We start from the raw sequence: 18,381 nt of genomic DNA on the forward strand, positions 1-18,381 counted from the left end.
ATGTCTCATCTGGATCCGGCCGCGGTGCGGCTGCTCGACGAGAACGCCGAGACGCGACGCGATGCGGTGGAGGCCGTCGATGCCTCGGTGCTGGCGGGCCGCCATGCCCTGCGTCAGGCCCTGCTCACCGACGAGGACGCCGAGGTCCGCGCCTCCGCCGCGCGCCGGCTCGGAGAGGCGAGGGATGAGCGCTTCGCTCCGGCCCTGCTCGAGGCCCTGGGCGATCCGATGTCCAGTGTCCGCGACCGCGCCTGGCGCGCGCTGGCCCGGCTGGGCACGCGGGAGCTGTTGCCGCATGCGTCGCGCGCCCTTCGCGAAGAGCCGGTCTGGTGGGTGCGCCGTGCCGCCATCCGGGCCGCGGGCTCGGTGGCGGGGACCGGGGCGCTGGAGCTCCTGTTGGAAGCGCTGGAGGACCCCTTCTGGCGCGTGCGGAACGCGGCGGTGCAGGCACTGGTGTGGCTCGGGGAGGCGGACGCGCTCGTGCGGGAGCGGGTGCGCGCCGCCGCGGAGGGCTCCCGGCATGGAGCGGTGAAGGCCGCCGCCGTGTACCTCGGAGGCGTGTGGGGCGCGGCGCCCTCGTCTCCGGGTGGGGAGCTCCCGCCACCGTCAGAGCCGGCCCTGGTGGGGGAGGGGAGCCTCGACAACGAGGATCCGGCGGTGGTGACGACGCGGCTCGAACGGATGCCCGCCTCGGACGTTCCCATGTCCGACCTGGTGCGGTGGCTGGGAGATCCCCATGAGCCACTGCGGGTGCTGGCGCGGCGCCGCCTGCGCGAGCGGGGCGAGCCAGAGGCCCTCCGGCTCGCGATGCGCTGGCTGGACGAGCCGCGCGTCCCCCATGCCGCGGACGAGGTCCGTTCGCTGCTCGAACGATTCGACCTGGACGACGTGGCCCTCGCCTCGCGGATTCTGGACGAGCCGCCTCGGGCGGGGTCGGTGGGGTGGGCGGCACGTGTGGCGGCGCGAAGGGCCCACCCGGAGCTGCTGGAGCGCGTCCGCGTCCTGGCCCAGCATCCGGAGTCCGCCGTGCGGCGCGCGGCGCTTTCGGGACTCGTGCATGACCCGGAGAGCCGGGCGCGGGTCCTGGCCGCGCTCGACGACCCGGAGGAGGCGGTGCGGGCGGCCGTCCTCTCCGCGTGGGAGTCGAGGCCGGTGTCACCGGAGGCAGTCGAGGCGTACGCCCGTGCGCTGGCGGCCTTCGCGCCCCGGGCCCGTACACTTCGCGAGCGCCGTGCCGTCGCGGAGGCCGCGGCCTTCCTGGAGGACGAGGCGCTGCTCGCGCGGGCCTCGGAGGACGTGGACCCGTCGGTCCGCGCGGTGGCGCTGGCCGCGCTCGCGGAAAAGGGAGTGCTCTCGGAGACGGAGCTTCGCGCGGCGGCCGGGCACGAGGATCCGTGGATTCGCGCCGCCGTGCTGGACACGGACTCCGCGCGGGCCGCGTGCACGAGCGACCCGGATCCCTCGGTTCGCCGCGTGGCGATGGGGCTCCTCGTGTCCCGCCGTCACGAGCTGTCCCTCGCGGAGTCGCGCGCCGCCGGGCTCACGGGGGCGAGCTCACCGGATCCGTGGATTCGTGCGCGCGCGGCGGGGCTGCTCGAACCGGAGGGGGAGCGGGAGGAGTTGAGCGCGCTGCTGCGCCTGTCGCTGGACACGTCTCCCATGGTGCGAGCCGCGGCGGCCTCGGTGCTGGAGGAGTGTGAGACGCTCGAGGCGCGTCTGTCCGAGCTGTTGCACGGCCCCGCTCGCGAGCGGGACGGGGACGTTCGCGTCTCCGCCTACACGTGGCTGCTGCAACGGGCGGATGGCCCCGCCTTCGAGCGTCTGTGCGCGGCGCTGCGCGACGTCTCCGAGCCGGCGCGGGTGGTCTCGCACCTGGAGGCGATGACGCTCGTCTTCCCCGACGAGCTCTTCACGGGGGCCCCCGACATCGAGCGGCGGAGGCCCACGCGTTCCCAGCGGGCGAAGCCGAGCCCGCGCACGCAGCCGGAGCCGCCATCGCATACGTCCCGGAGACCTCTGGGGCAGACGGGGTTGAGTGTTTCGCCCCTGGTGCTCTCGGGGGCGCATGGGCTGTCGGCCGGCTCGCTGGCCGAGGCCCACGAGGCGGGCGTGAATGCCTTCTTCTGGGAGCCGCGCTACACGGAGCTCACGCGCTTCCTGCGCTCGGGGCGCTCCCAGCGGGATGGGCTGGTGGTGGTGGCTGGCACGTACCACTCGGGGGCCGAGGCGATCCGCCGGGATGTCCAGGCGGCGCTGCGCCTGTTGCGCACGGACCGGCTGGATGTCTTCCTTTTGTTCTGGGTGCGTTCGCGCGAGCGGCTGGACGCGGAGAACTTCGAGGCGTTGGAGGCCCTGCGCGCGGAGGGGAAGGTGAGAGCCTTTGGTTTCTCCACGCACTACCGGGACATCGCGCTGGAGGCGCTGGGCCAGAAGCCCTGGCCGGTGGTGATGACGCGCCACAGCGCCGCGCACCCGGGAGCGGAGGCGGCCCTGTTCCCCGAGGCGCTCGTACGAGGCACGGGTGTGCTGACCTTCACCGCGACCTGTTACGGGCGTCTCCTGAGGCCCGCGCCGGGGGAATCCCCGGACCTCGCGCTCCCAAGTGCCGTGGACTGCTACCGCTACTCACTCTCGCAGCCTGGGGTGGCGGCGAGCCTGAGCGCGCCGCGCAACCACCGCGAACTGAGGCAGAACCTGGAGGTGCTCGAGAGGCCGTGGATGATGCCGGACGTGCTGGCGGCGATGCGAGCGCATGGAGAGCGGGTGCGTGCGAGCAACCAGCGATTCAACTCCCTGGTGAGGCAGGCGCCAGGAGGCACGCGAGACACCTTCCTGGCGCTGCTCGACGAGGACGAGCCCGGACCGGGCGCGGGCAAGATGAGAGGGAGCTCATGACCGACCCGTCCCCGAATCCGCGCTTCCGCTTCCTCTTCCTGGCGCTCGGCTTCTTCTGCTTCGGCCTCGGGGTGCTCGGTGCGTTCCTGCCGTTGCTTCCGACGACGCCCTTCCTGCTCGTGGCGTTGTGGGCGTTCTCGCGCAGCTCCCGCCGCTTCCACCACTGGTTGTATACACATCCGCGCTTCGGGCCCCAGCTCCAGGCCTGGCATGAGCACGGCATCGTGCCGGTGAAGGTGAAGGTGAGCGCGCTCACCGGTATGGCGGTGAGCCTCGCGCTCATGGCGTTCGTCGCGCGGGTGAAGTGGCCGGTGCTCGCCGGGGCCGCGGCGGTGATGCTCGTGGGCGCGACGTACATCCTCAGCCGCCCGAGCCGTCCGCCCGGGTAGTCCTGGAGGCTTCGCTACGGGGTGCCGTTCGCCTGGCGGTACAGCGCGGGCAGGAAGCGGGCGAGGTGATTCATCTCCTCGGCGCAGTGCGCCAGCAGGTTGAGCCCCAGGTGGTCGGGCATGACGCGCCGGCGCAGTGGCGGGAGATTGGCCAGACGGGAGAGCGCGTCTCCCAGCACGGGGAGCCGCACCCGCACGTCCCCCAGCCAGAAGCGGCTGCGCATCTCGCACCCGCCCTCGACGTGGCGGATGAGGTGGATGAGGTGGCCCACGGCCAGCGGCGTGCCCCGGAACGCCGTGCGGGCGCACACGGCCGTGCCCACGTTGGCTCGCGCGAGCCCGTCGGCAGTGAGTCCGTACACGCCCGGGTTGGCGAACTCGATGGACAGCTTCATCAGCTCGTCACCGATGTACTCGTCCACGTAGGACACGTTGCCCACGTAGCGCTCGCGATTGCCCGGCAGGTGGGAGCGGTCCTCCTTCACCGTGGCCTTCAGGTGGGCCTTGGGGTGCCACAGCCGGTAGCGCTCCGAGGACGTCAGGTGCCAGCCGAACCACCAGTCGATCATCTCCCCGGTGACGCCCGGCATCTCCGTGCGCACGGAGACGACCAGCATTCCCTCCGGGTGACGCTCCACGCCATCCTCCACCGGCAGATGGCCGGGCTCGAGCAGGCGCGAGGCCTGGGCCAGGCCGAGGGGCTCGGAGTCCCGCCGCACACCTCGGGCGAGGGCCTCCTTGACCCGCTCGGGAATGGGCCTCATCTCGGATTGGAACGCTCGCAGGTCCAGTTCGGGCATGGCGTGCATCCTGAACCATCCGGGGAGGGGGCGCTCGGTCTCTCACCCGCTCTTTCCCTGGAGCCCGGCCCGGCCGCCTGGAGGGCGGCACTCATGGAGTTCCTGGAGGTGAACATCTCGGATGGATGGAGAGGAGCGGGCGCGTGTTGCTGTGTATGTGTGCACCGCCGTCACGTGCCCCCACCAGGTCCTCTTCATGCCAGCTTCTCCTCCTGCCCACCCCCTATCTCCCGTTTTGAATGATGTGCTCCGAGGGGGAGGGGAGATGGGCGAGCTCATGCGGGCGCTGGACTGGTCCAGGACGCCCGTGGGGCCGGTGGAGACGTGGCCGCAGAGCCTTCGGACCGTCCTCTCCATCCTCCTCACCAGCCGGCACCCCATCTTCGTCTGGTGGGGGAAGGAGCTCGTCCAGTTCTACAACGACGGCTACCGGCCCATTCTGGGAGCCACCAAGCACCCCAAGGCCCTGGGACAGCGGGCTCGGGAGGGCTGGACGGAGATCTGGGACGTCATCGGCCCCATGATCGATGCCGTCATGGAGCGGGGCGAGTCCACCTTCATCGAGGATGGGCTGCTGTGCATGGACCGGAACGGCTACCTGGAGGAGACGTACTTCACCTACGCCTACTCGCCCATCCGGGACGAGTCCGGAGGCATTGGTGGCACCTTCTGCGCGTGCACGGAGACCACCGAGCGCATCTTGAGTGAGCGGCGGCTCCAGACGCTGCGGGAGTTGAGCGAAATCACGGGCGAGCAGCAGAGCGCGGAGGAGGTGTGCCGCAAGGCCGCGCACGTTCTCGCCTCCAACCGTCATGACGTCCCCTTCGCCCTGCTGTACCTGAGGGAGACGCAGGGCAGGACCGCTCAGCGGGTGGGCGTGGTGGGCGTGGAGCCGGGCAGTAGCGCCGCCCCGTCCAGGCTCGACGTTGGCGACGCCAGCGCGTCATGGCCCTGGGCCTTCGTCGAGAGCACGGGCCAGGCCGTCCTGCTGGAGACCCTGCCTCCTTCCCTGGGCGGGCTCCCGGGAGGCCCCTGGCCGGAGGCGGCGTCCTCGGCCCTGGTGCTGCCCCTGTCCAAGCCGGGCCACGACAAGCCCGCGGGCATGCTGGTGGTGGGCATCAGCCCGCGCAAGGAGTTGGATGTGAAGTACCGCGGCTTCCTGGAGCTCACCGCGACGCACATCGCCAACCTCATCACCAACGCGCGTGCCTACGAGGAGGAGAAGCGGCGCGCCGAGTCGCTCGCGGAGCTGGACCGGGCCAAGACGGACTTCTTCTCCAACGTCAGCCACGAGTTCAGGACGCCCCTCACGTTGCTGCTGGGCCCCGTGGAAGAGGGCCTCGCGGACGTCGAGCAACCCCTTCCCCCGCGCCAGCGCGAACGGCAGGAAGCCGTCCACCGCAACGGCTTGCGCTTGTTGAAGCTCGTCAACACCCTGCTGGACTTCTCCCGCCTCGAGGCCGGGCGCGTGCAGGCCAGCTTCCGTCCCACCGACCTGTCCGCCCTGACGGAGGACCTGGCCAGCACCTTCCGCTCCACCCTCGAGCGCGCGGGGTTGCGGCTGGTGGTGGACTGCTCGCCGCTGCCCGAGCCCGTCTACGTGGACGGGGAGATGTGGGAGAAGGTTGTCCTGAACCTGCTGTCCAATGCCTTCAAGTTCACCCTCGAGGGGGAGATTCGCGTCGCCCTCTCGCTCCAGGGGGAGTGGGTCCGTCTCACGGTGGCGGACACGGGCACGGGCATTCCCTCCCACGAGCTGCCGCACCTGTTCGAGCGCTTCCACCGGGTGCGGGGCGCGAGAGGCCGCACCAACGAGGGCAGTGGCATCGGGCTCGCCCTGGTGAAGGAGCTCGTCAAGCTGCATGGCGGGACGGTGGAGGTCCAGAGCACCGTGGACCAGGGCAGCACCTTCACCGTGTCGCTTCCCCTGGGCTCGGCCCACCTGCGGCCGGAGCACATCCAGGCGGCGTCTCCCCTTTCCTCCACACGGCTGGGGCGGGCTCCCTTCCTGGAGGAAGCGGCGCAATGGGGGGACGCGGTCGTGCCCGAGGCGCGGGTGGTTCGCCAGGGGGGCCCGGGCCCGGAGCGCATCCTCCTCGTGGACGACAACGCGGACATGCGCGCCTACGTCCAACGGCTCCTCGGCGAGCACTGGACGGTGGAGGCGGTGTCCAATGGCGTGGCGGCCCTCGCCGCGGCCCGCGAGCGCACACCCCACCTGGTGGTGAGTGACGTGATGATGCCGGGGCTGGACGGCTTCGGGCTCCTGCGCGAGCTGCGCGCGGACCCGCGGACCGCGTCCGTGCCCGTCATCCTCCTGTCGGCGCGGGCGGGAGAGGAGGCCTCCATCGAGGGAATGCGGGCGGGCGCCGATGACTACCTGGTGAAGCCCTTCTCGGCGCGAGAGCTCGTGTCCCGCGTCGGCGCGAGACTGGAGATCGCCCGGGCCCACGCCGAGACCCGGAATGCCCGCGCCCGCCTCCACGAGCAGCTCATGCAGGCGCCCGTGGGAGTGTGCTTCTTCTCGGGTCCGGAGCTCGCGTACGAGTTCGCCAACCCGCGCTACCTCGAGATGGTGGGCCGCCAGGCGGACCTGATAGGCAAACCCATGCGGAAGGCCTACCCCGAGCTGCCTCACGACGCCGCCGTCTTCCAGATGTTGGAGGGCGTGTACAAGAGCGGCCAGACCTTCACGTCGGACGACTTCCGCGTCCCCCTGGACAGGCGTGGCAACGGCGAGCCGGAGGACGTGTACTTCCAGCTCACCTGTCAGCCCATGCGGGATGCGACGGGCACCATCGTGGGGGTCATGGCGGTGGCCGTGGACGTGACGGCCCAGGTCCTGGCCCGCAACCAGGTGGAGAAGCTCGCGGCGGCGGAGCACGAGGCCCGTGGCCGCGCGGAGGAGGCCGACAGGCGCAAGGACGAGTTCCTCGCCATGCTGGCCCACGAGCTGCGCAATCCCCTGGCCGCCTTGAGTACGGCCCTGGAGATGATGGGCCGCGTCCAGGGTGACGAGGCCCGGGCGGCTCGTCTCCGGGAGACATGCGACCGCCAGGTGGTCAACCTGGTGCGCCTGGTCGATGACCTCCTGGACGTGTCGAGGATTACTCGGGGCAAGGTGGAGCTGCGCAAGAAGGAGGTGGACTTCACCTCCATCGTCCAGAACGCCATTGGAACGAGCCGCTCGCAGATAGACGGGCGCGGGCACGAGCTCACCGTGACGTTCGGCCCCGGGGATTTCCGCATGGAGGCGGACGCCACGCGCCTGGAGCAGGTGGTCTCCAACCTCCTCACCAACGCGGCCAAGTACACCGAGCCCGGCGGCCACATCTCCGTGCGCGTGGCGCGCGAGGAGCGTCAGGGGACGCCGTGGGCCGTCCTGCACGTGCGCGACACCGGGCGCGGCATTCCCCCGGACATGCTGGACAAGGTGTTCGAGATGTTCGTCCAGGTCGACAAGTCGATCGACCGGGCCGGTGGCGGTCTGGGCATCGGCTTGACGCTGGTGGAGAGGCTGGTGGGCATGCACGGTGGCACCATCACCGCGCGGAGCGAGGGGCTCGGACGAGGCAGCGAGTTCATCGTCCGGCTGCCTCTGGGCCGCCAGGTGCCCCTGTCCATCCAGCCGCCTTCCCCCCTTCCACTCGCGGCGCCCGCTTCACCCCAGAAGCGCCGGGTGTTGCTGGTGGAGGACAGCCCGGACGTACGCGAGATGATGAAGGAGCTCCTGGAGGACCTGGGGCACGAGGTGGCGGTGGCCACCAATGGCCTGGAAGGGGCCGAGAAGGTGCTGGAGGTGCGCCCGGACGTGGCCCTCGTGGACGTGGGCCTCCCCGGCATCGACGGCTACGAGGTGGCCCGGCGGGTGCGCGCGTCGAAGGACGGAGGCTCCTTCTACCTGGTCGCACTCACGGGCTATGGCGGCTCGGAGGCCAGGTCGAAGGCGCTGGAGGCCGGCTTCGACGTGCACCTCGTCAAGCCCATCGACGTGGACGACCTGCCCCGAGTCCTGGAGGGCTCTCGCGGCGACGCACCCGCTTGAGCCTCACGCGTACCGGAGCCGCGCCTGCTCGAGCGTCTCCGCGTCCAGCAGCACCGCCACCTTCTCGTTCGCGGAGAGCTGCTCCGGCTGCCCCTCCAGCAGCTTGCGGCGAGCCGAGGCGAGCGCGAGCGGCGTCACGTCGATGCCCGGCGAGGACGCCAGCAGGGCCATATGCAACGCGTGCGCGCGCGGATCCTTCAGCACCCGCTCCAGCCCGTCTCCCACCGGCTCCAGCTCCCGCCCGGTGAGCTCGAGCGCCCGGGCCACCACCGGCGGTGGGGCCGACTCCTCGGGGATGAGGAACAGGCCGTGCCGTGCCGCCCACGAGCCCAGGGACGCACGCGCCGTCCACACCGACAGCGGGATGGACAGCAACAGCCCGGCCACCACGGGGGACAGCCACGGGAGCAGTCCCGGGGACACGAGGAAGGCCACGGCCGCCAGCACCACGCCCACCGCCGTGTGGACCGCATGGCGCCGCGCCGCCTCCGCCCAGGGCAGGTCCTCGTCGTCGCGCTGCTGGCTCGTCCAGGACACCCGGTAGCCGAGCAGCGTGCCGAAGACGAAGTGCGACTGGAAGAGCATCATCACCGGCGCGAGCAGCGTGGACAGCACGCTCTCCACCAGCGCGCTCAGCACCAGGCGGACCCGGCCTCCCATGAGCGCCGCCTGCTCCCGGCTCGCCAGGGCCAGGACGAGCCCGAGGACCTTGGGCAGCAGCAGCATGGCCAGGGACGCCGTCATCAGCCGCAGCGCGCCCTCCGAGTCGAACGTGGGCCACACCGGGAAGAGCGTGCGGTGGGCCGGGAAATACTCCGGCTCCACGAACCCATCGTGCAGCGCCGCCACCAGCCCGGACCCCAGGAAGAGCAGCCACAGCGGCGAGGCCACATAGGACATCACGCCCATGAGGAAGTGCGCCCGGCTGAAGGGGTGCAGCCCGCCTGCGAGGACGAGCCGCAGGTGCTGGAGGTTGCCCTGGCACCAGCGCCGGTCGCGCTGCGCGTAGGCCAGCAGGTGGGGAGGGGGCTGCTCGTAGCTGCCGCCCAGCTCCGGCACCAGCCACACCGTGTAGCCGGCGCGCCGCATCAGCGCCGCCTCCACGAAGTCATGGCTGAGGATGTGGCCGCCGAAGGGCTGCTGTCCCGGCAGCACGGGCAGCCCGCAGTGCTCGGTGAAGGCGGTCACGCGCAGGATGGCGTTGTGGCCCCAGTAGTTGGACTCCCCGAGCTGCCAGGCCGCCGCGCCCGCGGCCACCACGGGCCCGTACACCCGGCCGGCGAACTGCTGCAGGCGGGCGAAGAGCGTGGCCCGTCCCACCAGCTGCGGCGGGGCCTGGAGGATGCCCACGCGCGGGTTGAGCTCCATCAGCCGGGCCATCTTCACCAGCGTGTCGCCGGACATGAGGCTGTCGGCGTCCAGCACCACCATGAAGTCGTAGCGGCGGCCCCAGCGCTCGCAGAAGTCGGCGAGGTTGCCCGCCTTCTTCCCCGTGTTGTCCGAGCGCCGCCGGTAGAAGATGCGCCCCTGTCCGCCCACCCGGCGGCACAGGTCCGCCCATGCCAGCTCCTCGGCCACCCAGGCCTCGGCGCGCGTGGAGTCGCTCAGCACGTAGAAGTCGAAGGAGTCCAGCTGCCCCGTGGCCGCCACCGACTCGTAGGTGGCCTGCACGTTGGCGAAGACCGCCGCCGGATCCTCGTTGTGGATGGGCATCACCACCGCGGTGCGGCGCTTGAGCGGGGCCGCCTCCTCCTGGGCGTCCGGCCACCGCAGGCCGGGCAGCCGCCGGCCGAGCGCGAGCTGGAGGAAGCCCGCCACCGCCGCCCAGAAGGACAGGGAGATCCACGCGAAGCAGAGGATGAAGAGGCCCGACATGAGCAGCTCGGGCACGGTGTGGCCCTTGACGCTCAGCAGGCGGAGCATCTCCCACGCCGCGACGAGGGTGGAGAGCGCGGTCAGGCCGAGCACACACGCCCGGCGGAGCCCGGCGGAGCCGGGAGAGAAGGAATGCGCGTACATGAGAGCTCCCGAGCCTCAGCGAGAGATGGAGACGTCCGGCTCGCCCGCGCGCCACCAGCGGCGGAAGAGCTCTCCCAGGGGCCACAGCACCAGCTGCTGCTCGGGCATGGGGGTGGGGAGCGGCAGGGGAGCGGGGACGGGCACGGAGGCGCGCATGGCCCGCGCGAGCTCCACGGGGACCGGGGCCGGTCCCTGGGTGAGGACTCCGGCGCCCCAGCGCGCACCGTCGCACAGCACGAAGGCCGCGCGGCCCCGCGCCAGCAGCGCGCCGCCGCCCGCGTGGGACGGACCGAGTGCCCGCGCCAGCCAGTCCTCCATCCGCGCCTGGGCGAGGGCCAGGGCGTCTCGGGGCTCCGCACCGGAAGCGCCGAGCGTCCACTCCGCCAGGAGGGACAGGTCACCGTCCTGGGTGAAACCGAAGGACCGGAAGAAGGTGTCGAGCGCCGCGCGGGTGTCCGGGGAGCGGGTGGGGGAGGTCGGCTTCTTCACGGTGTCCATAGGTAACTCCATGTCTCGGTGAGGGTTGCGGATCCGCGTCGGAGGAAGCAGCGCAGCTCGGCGGGAGCACCGGCTTGTGGCACCAGCTCGAAGGTGACCCGCCAGCCGCCGGTGACGTCGTTGCGCTGCGCGATGGGGTGGAGCACCTGGCCCTTCGAGGCCGTGATGACCGGCTCGACCGGCCCCGCTCCCTCGGGGCCACCGCGAGAGAACTCGAGGACGAAGCGCCGGGCGCTCGCCGTGCCACCCGAGGCGATGCGCGTGGAGGTGGTGACGGCCACGGTGGGGCGCACGGGCGGCGCGTTCCCCCAGTGCAGCTTCCACGCGAGGCGCAGCTCGGCGCCGGGGGCGAAGGGCGCCTCGGGCACCCAGAAGGCCACGATGTTGTCGTGCACCTCCTGCGGCGTGGGAATCTCCACCAGCTGCACCGAGCCGCGGCCCCAGTCGCCCACCGGCTCCACCCAGACGCCGGGACGCTTGTCGTAGCGCGCCTCCAGGTCCTCGTAGTTGGGGAAGGACTGATCGCGCTGCAACAGGCCGAAGGTGCGCAGGCCCTCCACCTGGAAGCTGGAGACACTCAGCCGGGCCGGGTTCTGCAGCGGGCGCCACAGGTGCTCGCCATTCTTCATCCACAGGACGAGCCCGTCCGAGTCATGCACCTCGGGCCGGAAGTCGTCGTAGGTGCCCCGGTCGTTCTCCCCGAAGAGGTACATGCTGGTGAGCGGCGCCACCCCGAGCCGCTTCACCGCCTTGCGTGCGTGGAGCGTCGCCTCGACCTCCACCACCGTCCGCTCACCGGGGATGATGACGAAGCGGTAGGCGCCGGTGACGCTCGGGCTGTCCAGCAGGGCATGCACCACGACGCGGTCCGTGCCGGGGGCGGGCTTCTCCAGCCAGAACTCACGGAACGAGGGGAACTCCTCGCCCTCGGGGAGCGCCGTGTCGATGGCCAGCCCGCGGGCGGACAGCCCGTACACGTTGCCCCGGCCCAGGGCGCGGAAGTAGCTGGCGCCCAGGAAGGACACCACCTCGTCGAAGTGGTCCGGCCGGTTGAGCGGGTGGGTGAGCCGGAAGCCCGCGAAGCCGTCCACGGGCTCGGGCTTGAGCTCCTTCACCAGCGAGCCATAGGTGAAGAGGTCCGGCGAGAAGCGCACCGGCTTCGCCTCACCCCCCTCCACCTCGTGCAGGCGGATGGGCGAGGTGTAGAGGAAGCCCGGGTGGAAGAACTGGGCCTGGAAGGGCAGGCCGGCGTCGCGCCACCAGGCGCGCTCGGGGCGGTAGCGGATGTCCCGGTACTGGTCGTACGAGAGCTGCGCGTAGGCGGGCGGGAGCGTCGAGGCCGGGGCCTGGTAGGGGCGGCTGGCCAGCTCGCGGGCCCGCTCCCGTACGGTCTCGGGAGTGAAGGCCGGTTTCGCCCCGGCCACCATCGCCCACAGTGTCCCGAGCGCACACAGCTCTCGGGCCCTTCGTACAGCCCACTTCATCGACTTCACTCCCGTGTCCTTTCCTGGCGGGTTCCGCCGCGGCGAAAGCCCGTCAGCAACCCGTGTGCCATTCAGGCGGGGCCCTTCGGAGCCCCGGAGTGTTCACGGGAGCGCACCTGCCCCGGACCCGGGTCCCCTTGCGAAGCAAACGATTTCGCTGGGTTGGCGGGCCGCCTTCCCATGACCCCGGGAGTGGGGTGGGGCGGAGGGGTGTGGAGCATGGCAACAGCGGTGAGGCTGGAACTGTTCGCCTGGTCCACAACGCGGGTTTCCAGGGCTCCTACACCCCGAGAATGCGCTCATCGTGCGGTGGCGCGAGGGCGTGAATAGAAAGGACACCCCATGGAATTCAGACAACTTGGTGGTTCGGGGTTCAAGGTTCCCGTGCTCAGTCTTGGTACGGGGACCTTTGGTGGCGGCAACGAGTTCTTCAAGGGCTTCGGGAGCAGCGACGTGAAGGAGGCCACCCGGCTCGTCGACATCTCGCTCGACGCCGGGCTGAACATGTTCGACTCGGCCGACGTGTACTCGGGCGGTGCGGCCGAGGAGATCCTGGGCCAGGCGATCAAGGGCCGTCGGGAGCGGGTGATCATCTCCACGAAGGCCACCTTCCGCGCGGGTCCGGGCCCCAATGACGTGGGTTCCTCGCGCTACCACCTCATCCGGGCCTGCGAGGCGGCCCTGCGCCGGCTGGGCACCGATTACATCGACCTGTTCCAGCTCCACGGCTTCGATGCCGTCACGCCCGTGGAGGAGACGCTCAACGCGCTGGACGATCTCGTGCGGGCTGGGAAGATCCGCTACATCGGCTGCTCGAACTTCTCGGGCTGGCACCTGATGAAGTCACTGGCCGTGTCGGATCGGTACAACCTGGCGCGCTACGTGGCCCATCAGGCGTACTACTCGCTCGTCGGGCGCGACTACGAGTGGGAGCTGATGCCGCTGGGAGTCGACCAGAAGGTGAGCGCGGTGGTGTGGAGCCCGCTGGGGTGGGGACGGTTGACGGGGAAGATCCGGCGCGGCCAGCCGCTGCCGGAGGGCACGCGTCTGCGGAACGCCATGACGGCTGGCGGCGGCCCACAGGTTCCCGAGGAGCACCTCTACCGGGTCGTGGATGCGCTGGACGAGGTGGCGAAGGAGACGGGCAAGACGGTGCCGCAGATCGCCCTGAACTGGCTGTTGCAGCGGCCGACGGTGGCCAACGTCATCATCGGAGCGCGCAACGAGGAGCAGCTGCGCCAGAACCTGGGCGCGATCGGCTGGAACCTCACGCCGGAGCAGGTGGCGAAGCTCGACGCGGCCAGCGCGACGCCCTCGGCCTACCCCTACTGGCACCAGCGGCAGTTCGTGGAGCGGAACCCGTTCCCGACGCGCTGAAGCAGGGGAGCGCCTCCGTCATGGAGACAGCGGAGGCGCTTCCCATCAGTACCGCGTGTTCTGGGCGATGGACTTGCTCATGTCGTGCAAGGACTGGAGCATGTTCGTCACGAGGTTGCTGTTGAATCGCTGGAGCATGGCCTGCATGGCCAGCTCCTTCTGCTGAGCCGGCGGGAGCTGGTCGAAGAGCTTCGCCGTGTCCTCCCCCAGCTGGTTCGCGACCAGCGCCCGCATGTCGAAGCCTTGGGCTGGCGCCAGGGAGGTTTTCGTCCCGAGATAGGCAGGCGGGCTGCTCAAGTTCGAGGCGCCTCCCGTCGCGGTGGGAGGACCGCCGCCAGTCGGTTCGAAGCCGTTCTGACTGCCGGAGCGGACCACCTTCCCCAGGATCTCCCCCGCCGAGCGGAGGGCCGAGGTGGCGAGATTTCCCAGTCTGATGGAAGGAAGGGAACCGGAATTTCCAACCCGCATGTGCCCTCCGGGGGCGGGGGATACAAAAGGAGTGCGGACACGTCTGTGTCGTCCGGGGATTATCGAAAGTACCCCCGCCGGAGTTTCCTGGGAATGTTCCTGGGAGGTTCGATTCCCTCGGAAGTTCGGCTCACGAGGTCGGCAGGGGGGCGGGCCCGAGGTTGGAGGGGTCCCACACGAACTGCTCGGTGGGCGTGAGCACCATGTTGGTCAGCCCGTGCCGCTCGACGAAGTTCTTGAAGCGCTCGGAGACGACGATGTCTCCCTGCATACCCCGGGGGCGGAAGATGTCCTCACCGCCCCAGGTTCCCGGCTCCAGGACGAAGCCGTGAATGGCGTCGATGCCCGTCGAGCGGCACTCCGTGCACGTGGGAGGCTTGGAGAAGCGCACGCGGTTGAGCACCAGGTCCACCGCCCCCCGGCCGAAGCAGGGCCAGACGACGTAGTAGCGGGGCACGGTGAGGGGCTTGCGAGGCCTCTTCCTCATGCAGCGCACCCGGAGGACCTCGACGGGGTGGAAGCCCTCCAGGCCGATGAGCCCCTCCGAGCGGAAGGCCTCCGCGAACCGCTCGGAAATGAGCCGCTCGTACCCAGGGCCTCGGATGTAGTCCCCGAGTTCCTCTCCGTGCAGTTCCAACTCGACCCGGTAGGGGGGGAGCCAGAGCAGTGCGCCCATGATGCCACCACACCGAGGGCAGCGAGGCGCATCATCCGAGGTGTTGTCGGGCTCGACTGTGTCAGCATCGGTATCGTAACGCGACCCGATGTCACCCTTTGTCAGGACGAAAAATCGCGGGGAGGTGGTTGCTTCAGAATCCATGGGGGAACCTCGCTCGCATTTCGGGGCGACTGTAGATCTCCCGCAGCTTGTCCATGAACTCCTTGGGCGTGGCGTTGGAGTACTTGTCGAGCCAGTTGATGACCTCCTCGTCCACCTTGCGGTGCCACTCCTGGTAGCCGCAGTGTGACTCCTCGTCCTTGGCTCGAGCTACGAAGCGCGGGTCCCGGGGTTTGTAGAGCCCTTTGAGAGTGGGGTGTTTCGAAAGCCTCTTGGCAATGGACCGGGAGATGAGGTGGTGCTCCTGGCCGTTGCACTGGGGAGGTTCGGAGGACCCCAGCGCCTGGGACAAGGAGTCCGCCGCCGCCTGGAGCTGCTGCCTCTTGTTCTCGTCGTCCTTCCCCTCCATCCGCGAGGCTTGCTCCAGTGCATCCTGCACCTCGTCCAATACCTGTGCGGCCTTTCGCGCATCATCCCCCGCGAGTGCCACGCAGGCACTCACCATTCCCTGCTTGCAGCTGCACACCAGTGACGTCTCACCTGGTGTGCATGCGATGGTTTGCGTCAGCCGGGAAGTCCGGCTTACGAGGTCGGCAGGGGGGCGGGTCCGAGATGGGCAGGGTCCCACACGAACTGCTCGGTGGGCGTGAGCACCATGTTGGTCAGCCCGTGCCGCTCGACGAAGTTCTTGAAGCGCTCGGAGCCCCCGGCTCCAGGAGCCGATGACTGGAACGAGGTGACGAAGATCGCCTCCGGCAAGAGTCCTCCGCTCGCCTACGCCCTGGTCTGGCTCTCGTCGCTCCTGCGCTTCATCGGCTCGAAGCTCGTCTCTTGACAGGACCCCAGGAGCGCGCGGCCGGGTCATCCCTGGCGATGGCCCTTCCCACCCCGCCCGGGTTGTGGTGAGCTTCCCCCCGGTGCTCCTGGGGTCGCGTGCAGCCAGCCTTCCGTCCGCGATGTCACGTCGCGGCTGCTGACGTTACCCATTGAAGAACGACGCAGTACGAGGTCCGCCTGGCGGGCTACCCTGACCTCGTCTGCCTCTGCCGTGCAGGTGGCGGTGGCTCCAGGAGCACTCGTTTTCTCGCGTGGCCTCTCCAGGTGCACAGCATGAACCTCGCCAGCCTCCTCCTCGAACTCAAGCCCCTGCTGGCGGACCCCGACGCGAACTTCGATCGCATCACCGACCTGCTGGAGCGCCACCAGGGCCTGGCCGAGTACGAGGTGGCCCGTTTCTACGTGAGCCGCTCGTGGAAGGAGCCCGTCGAGAGCAGGCTGCGCAGCGTGGATCCGCGCGAGCGCTCGAAGGGGGTGCGGCAGCTCCCGCTCATGTTCTCCGGCACGGTGGCCGCCCGGCATCTCCGCTCGCGGGTGAAGGACGCGGACTCGCGTGTGGCCTCGGCGGCTCGGGCCGCGGTGCGCAAGCTGGGGCTCGCGGACGTGGCGCCACCGGATAGCCGGGTGGCGCCCTCCCGCCACCACGGCCGCAGGAGCGTGGGCGGATGGAACCCGACTGGCTGGTACTTCGGCCTCTTCCGGTACGAGACCCAGGGCTGGTCCGGGAGCATGAAGCGTCCACCGCCCACCTCGGGCGAGCTGCCCAGGTTGAGCACCCGGGCCGACGTGGCGAAGCTGGTGGGCGTGGACGAGTCCGAGCTGGACGCGCTGATGCGTCCGGGCACCGAGGCGGGTTCGGGCTACGTGGAGTTCGAGGTGCCCAAGCGCTCGGGTGGGGTACGCCGCATCTCGGCGCCGCGCCAGAAGCTCAAGGAGGTGCAGCGGGCGCTCCTCGACCAGGTGCTCGCGCGCATGACGCCGCACCCGGCCGCGCACGGCTTCATCGAGGGGCGCTCCACGGTGAGCAACGCCGGGCCGCACGTGGGCTCCACGGTGGTGCTGCGGGTGGATCTGGAGGACTTCTTCCCCACGGTGCACTACCGCCGGGTGAAGGGCCTGTTCCAGGTGCACGGCTATGGCGAGGAGGTGGCCGGAGTGCTCGCCGGGCTGACCACGCATCGCCCGAAGCTGCCGGACGGGACGGTGGTGTGGCCGGGCGCGCTGCCGCAGGGGGCGCCCACCTCTCCGGCCATCGCCAACCTGGTGTGCCGCCGCATGGACGCGCGCCTCACCGCGCTGGCCACGAAGTTCGGCGCCACCTACACGCGCTACGCGGATGACCTGTCCTTCTCCTTCCGCGCGCCTCCCGAGCGGCTGGGCCGCTTCTTCTGGTGGATCAACGCCATCCTCCAGCAGGAGGGCTTCACCGAGAACGGTCCGAAGCGGCGGGTGATGCGCCAGGGCTCGCGCCAGCGGGTGACGGGTCTCACGGTGAACCAGAAGGTCTCCATCCCGCGCGAGGAGCGGCGGCGCTTCAAGGCCATCCTCGCCAATTGCCGGCGGCACGGAGTGGCCTCGCAGGCGAGGGGACGGCCGGACTTCGAACGCTGGCTCGAGGGCTACGCGGCCTACGTGCGCATGGTGCACCCGGAGCTGGGCGCGCGCTGGCAGCGAGAGGTGAAGGAGTTGCTCGGCCGATGAACCCTCTTCGCGAGCTGCTGGCCCGGGTGGCCGCCCACCCGGACGATGTGGAGACCCGTCTGGCCTGTGCGGAGGTCATCCAGGCGGATGACGCCCCGCGCGCCGAGCTCATCCGGGCGCAGGTGGCGCTCGCCGGCCGGGGATTGGATCCAGCGCAGAGGCTCACCCTGCGCAAGCAGGTGGACGCGCTTCAGCGGCAGCACGGGAAGAAGTGGAGGTCCGGGCTGGAGGCCCTGGGCGCGTCCTTCTTCCAGCACGGCCGGGGCTTCGTCGAGGAGGTGTCCCTCTCCGAGAAGGCGCTCTCCGAGCACGGGGAGACGCTGCTCGCGCTCGAGCCCATCCACCGGTTGCGCGTCGAGGTCGAGGACGGCGAGGGGCTGGCGAAGGCGGCGGCGCGGCCGTGGTTCGAGCAGGTCCGCTGGCTGAAGCTGACGGGAGAGGGCGGGGGCGTGGACGAGGCGGTCCGTCTCCTGGCCTCGGCCGCGCATGCCGGACGCCTGGAGGCGCTGGTGCTCCAGGACGTGGACCCGGACGGAGTGGCCGCGGTGGCCCAGAGCGTGGTGTTGACCGGCTTGCGCTCGCTCAGCCTGACGGGAAATGACGGGCCCGGAGACGAGCTCGCCGAGGCCCTCGCGGAGTCCCGTTTCCCGCTGGTGTGTCTGTACCTGTCGGCCACGGGCCTCTCCGACGAGGGCGCCAGCACGCTGGCCCGCGCGAAGCCGCTCCAGTCCCTGGAGCTGCTCGCCCTCAACCGCAATGCGCTCACGGACGAAGGCGCCGAGGCGCTCGCGGCCAGCAAGACGCTGGTGAACCTGAAACGCCTGGAGCTGGCGAACACCGAGCTGGAGCTGGAGGGGGCACTGGCCTTCCGCTCCCCGAAGGCGCTGCCGGCGCTGCGCCACCTGGACCTGCGCGACATCGGCTTCTCCTCGAAGTCGCTCGAACCCCTCCGCAAGCGGCTGGGCAACGGGCTGAAGTTCTGAGGACGTGAGGCTTGCTCGGCCGGGGGGACCCCCCTCTGGCCCGGTTCGTCGCTTTCCGGACAGACGTGGACTCCGTTCATTCCGGCCGGGCGGGCAGGGGAGCCATG

General features: G+C 70.4%; 14 protein-coding genes. 7 read left to right on the forward strand and 7 right to left on the reverse strand.

Annotated features, from left to right (window positions below; translation table 11 throughout):
* A complete protein-coding gene (locus JRI60_RS17185; RefSeq protein ID WP_204226948.1) occupies window positions 1-2,895 on the forward strand; it encodes an aldo/keto reductase in 2,895 nt (964 codons plus the stop codon).
* A complete protein-coding gene (locus JRI60_RS17190; RefSeq protein WP_239470568.1) occupies window positions 2,892-3,284 on the forward strand; it encodes a YbaN family protein in 393 nt (130 codons plus the stop codon). The genes JRI60_RS17185 and JRI60_RS17190 overlap by 4 nt, the downstream gene beginning before the upstream one ends.
* A 14-nt stretch (window positions 3,285-3,298) precedes the next feature.
* Here the strand turns inward: JRI60_RS17190 and JRI60_RS17195 are convergent, their stop codons facing one another.
* Window positions 3,299-4,084 carry a DAPG hydrolase family protein gene (locus tag JRI60_RS17195; protein WP_204226949.1) on the reverse strand — a complete coding sequence of 262 codons (786 nt, stop codon included), beginning with the start codon at window positions 4,082-4,084 and terminating at the stop codon, window positions 3,299-3,301.
* 265 nt (window positions 4,085-4,349) lie between these two features.
* Here JRI60_RS17195 and JRI60_RS17200 point away from each other — a divergent pair, with 265 nt between their 5' ends.
* Window positions 4,350-8,129 (forward strand): ATP-binding protein, encoded by a 3,780-nt coding sequence (locus tag JRI60_RS17200; RefSeq protein ID WP_239470569.1) that lies wholly within the window; start codon window positions 4,350-4,352, stop codon window positions 8,127-8,129.
* A gap of 3 nt (window positions 8,130-8,132) precedes the next feature.
* On the opposite strand, the gene mdoH is transcribed toward JRI60_RS17200, so the two are convergent.
* Genes mdoH through JRI60_RS17215 form a run of 3 tightly spaced genes read right to left on the reverse strand, consistent with a single transcriptional unit; the run spans window position 8,133 to window position 12,130 of the window.
* Window positions 8,133-10,148, reverse strand: coding sequence for a glucans biosynthesis glucosyltransferase MdoH (gene mdoH / locus JRI60_RS17205; protein ID WP_204226951.1), 2,016 nt, complete (start codon window positions 10,146-10,148; stop codon window positions 8,133-8,135).
* Window positions 10,149-10,163: 15 nt separating this feature from the next.
* Window positions 10,164-10,646: a hypothetical protein gene (locus tag JRI60_RS17210; RefSeq protein WP_204226952.1), complete on the reverse strand. Its 483-nt coding sequence runs from the start codon at window positions 10,644-10,646 to the stop codon at window positions 10,164-10,166.
* Window positions 10,634-12,130, reverse strand: a complete 1,497-nt coding sequence (locus JRI60_RS17215) for a glucan biosynthesis protein (protein ID WP_204228976.1) — start codon at window positions 12,128-12,130, stop codon at window positions 10,634-10,636. The genes JRI60_RS17210 and JRI60_RS17215 overlap by 13 nt, the downstream gene beginning before the upstream one ends.
* A gap of 342 nt (window positions 12,131-12,472) precedes the next feature.
* On the opposite strand from JRI60_RS17215, the gene JRI60_RS17220 reads away from it, so the two are divergent.
* Complete coding sequence (locus JRI60_RS17220; RefSeq protein ID WP_204226953.1) at window positions 12,473-13,507, forward strand: aldo/keto reductase; 1,035 nt, start codon at window positions 12,473-12,475, stop codon at window positions 13,505-13,507.
* A 45-nt stretch (window positions 13,508-13,552) separates the two neighbouring features.
* On the opposite strand, the gene JRI60_RS17225 is transcribed toward JRI60_RS17220, so the two are convergent.
* The 3 genes from JRI60_RS17225 to JRI60_RS17235 form a co-directional block, all read right to left on the reverse strand.
* Entirely contained in the window at window positions 13,553-13,804 is a 252-nt protein-coding gene (locus JRI60_RS17225) for a hypothetical protein (RefSeq protein WP_204226954.1), read from the reverse strand.
* A 301-nt stretch (window positions 13,805-14,105) separates the two neighbouring features.
* Window positions 14,106-14,651, reverse strand: a complete 546-nt coding sequence (locus JRI60_RS53390; protein ID WP_239470570.1) for a hypothetical protein — start codon at window positions 14,649-14,651, stop codon at window positions 14,106-14,108.
* Between the two features lie 133 nt (window positions 14,652-14,784).
* Window positions 14,785-15,279: a Wall-associated protein precursor gene (locus JRI60_RS17235; RefSeq protein ID WP_239470571.1), complete on the reverse strand. Its 495-nt coding sequence runs from the start codon at window positions 15,277-15,279 to the stop codon at window positions 14,785-14,787.
* Window positions 15,280-15,399: 120 nt separating this feature from the next.
* Here JRI60_RS17235 and JRI60_RS17240 point away from each other — a divergent pair, with 120 nt between their 5' ends.
* From JRI60_RS17240 to JRI60_RS17250, 3 genes are all read left to right on the forward strand, one after another.
* Complete coding sequence (locus JRI60_RS17240; protein ID WP_204229508.1) at window positions 15,400-15,588, forward strand: hypothetical protein; 189 nt, start codon at window positions 15,400-15,402, stop codon at window positions 15,586-15,588.
* A gap of 275 nt (window positions 15,589-15,863) precedes the next feature.
* Window positions 15,864-17,291, forward strand: a complete 1,428-nt coding sequence (locus JRI60_RS17245) for a reverse transcriptase family protein (protein ID WP_204226955.1) — start codon at window positions 15,864-15,866, stop codon at window positions 17,289-17,291.
* Window positions 17,288-18,274, forward strand: a complete 987-nt coding sequence (locus JRI60_RS17250) for a hypothetical protein (protein WP_204226956.1) — start codon at window positions 17,288-17,290, stop codon at window positions 18,272-18,274. The genes JRI60_RS17245 and JRI60_RS17250 overlap by 4 nt, the downstream gene beginning before the upstream one ends.
* The last annotated feature ends 107 nt before the right edge of the window (window positions 18,275-18,381 follow it).

The organism is Archangium violaceum (assembly GCF_016887565.1).
GTDB classification, from domain to species: Bacteria; Myxococcota; Myxococcia; order Myxococcales; family Myxococcaceae; genus Archangium; species Archangium violaceum_B.

Bases quoted from the DNA above. Each gene is read 5' to 3' on its own strand.
- JRI60_RS17200 (WP_239470569.1), top strand. From the start codon at position 4,350: ATGGGCGAGCTCATGCGGGCGCTGGACTGGTCCAGGACGCCCGTGGGG.
- JRI60_RS53390 (WP_239470570.1), bottom strand. From the start codon at position 14,651: ATGGGCGCACTGCTCTGGCTCCCCCCCTACCGGGTCGAGTTGGAACTG.
- JRI60_RS17220 (WP_204226953.1), top strand. From the start codon at position 12,473: ATGGAATTCAGACAACTTGGTGGTTCGGGGTTCAAGGTTCCCGTGCTC.
- JRI60_RS17190 (WP_239470568.1), top strand. From the start codon at position 2,892: ATGACCGACCCGTCCCCGAATCCGCGCTTCCGCTTCCTCTTCCTGGCG.
- JRI60_RS17210 (WP_204226952.1), bottom strand. From the start codon at position 10,646: ATGGACACCGTGAAGAAGCCGACCTCCCCCACCCGCTCCCCGGACACC.
- JRI60_RS17245 (WP_204226955.1), top strand. From the start codon at position 15,864: ATGAACCTCGCCAGCCTCCTCCTCGAACTCAAGCCCCTGCTGGCGGAC.
- JRI60_RS17185 (WP_204226948.1), top strand. From the start codon at position 1: ATGTCTCATCTGGATCCGGCCGCGGTGCGGCTGCTCGACGAGAACGCC.
- mdoH (WP_204226951.1), bottom strand. From the start codon at position 10,148: ATGTACGCGCATTCCTTCTCTCCCGGCTCCGCCGGGCTCCGCCGGGCG.
- JRI60_RS17195 (WP_204226949.1), bottom strand. From the start codon at position 4,084: ATGCCCGAACTGGACCTGCGAGCGTTCCAATCCGAGATGAGGCCCATT.
- JRI60_RS17250 (WP_204226956.1), top strand. From the start codon at position 17,288: ATGAACCCTCTTCGCGAGCTGCTGGCCCGGGTGGCCGCCCACCCGGAC.
- JRI60_RS17215 (WP_204228976.1), bottom strand. From the start codon at position 12,130: ATGAAGTGGGCTGTACGAAGGGCCCGAGAGCTGTGTGCGCTCGGGACA.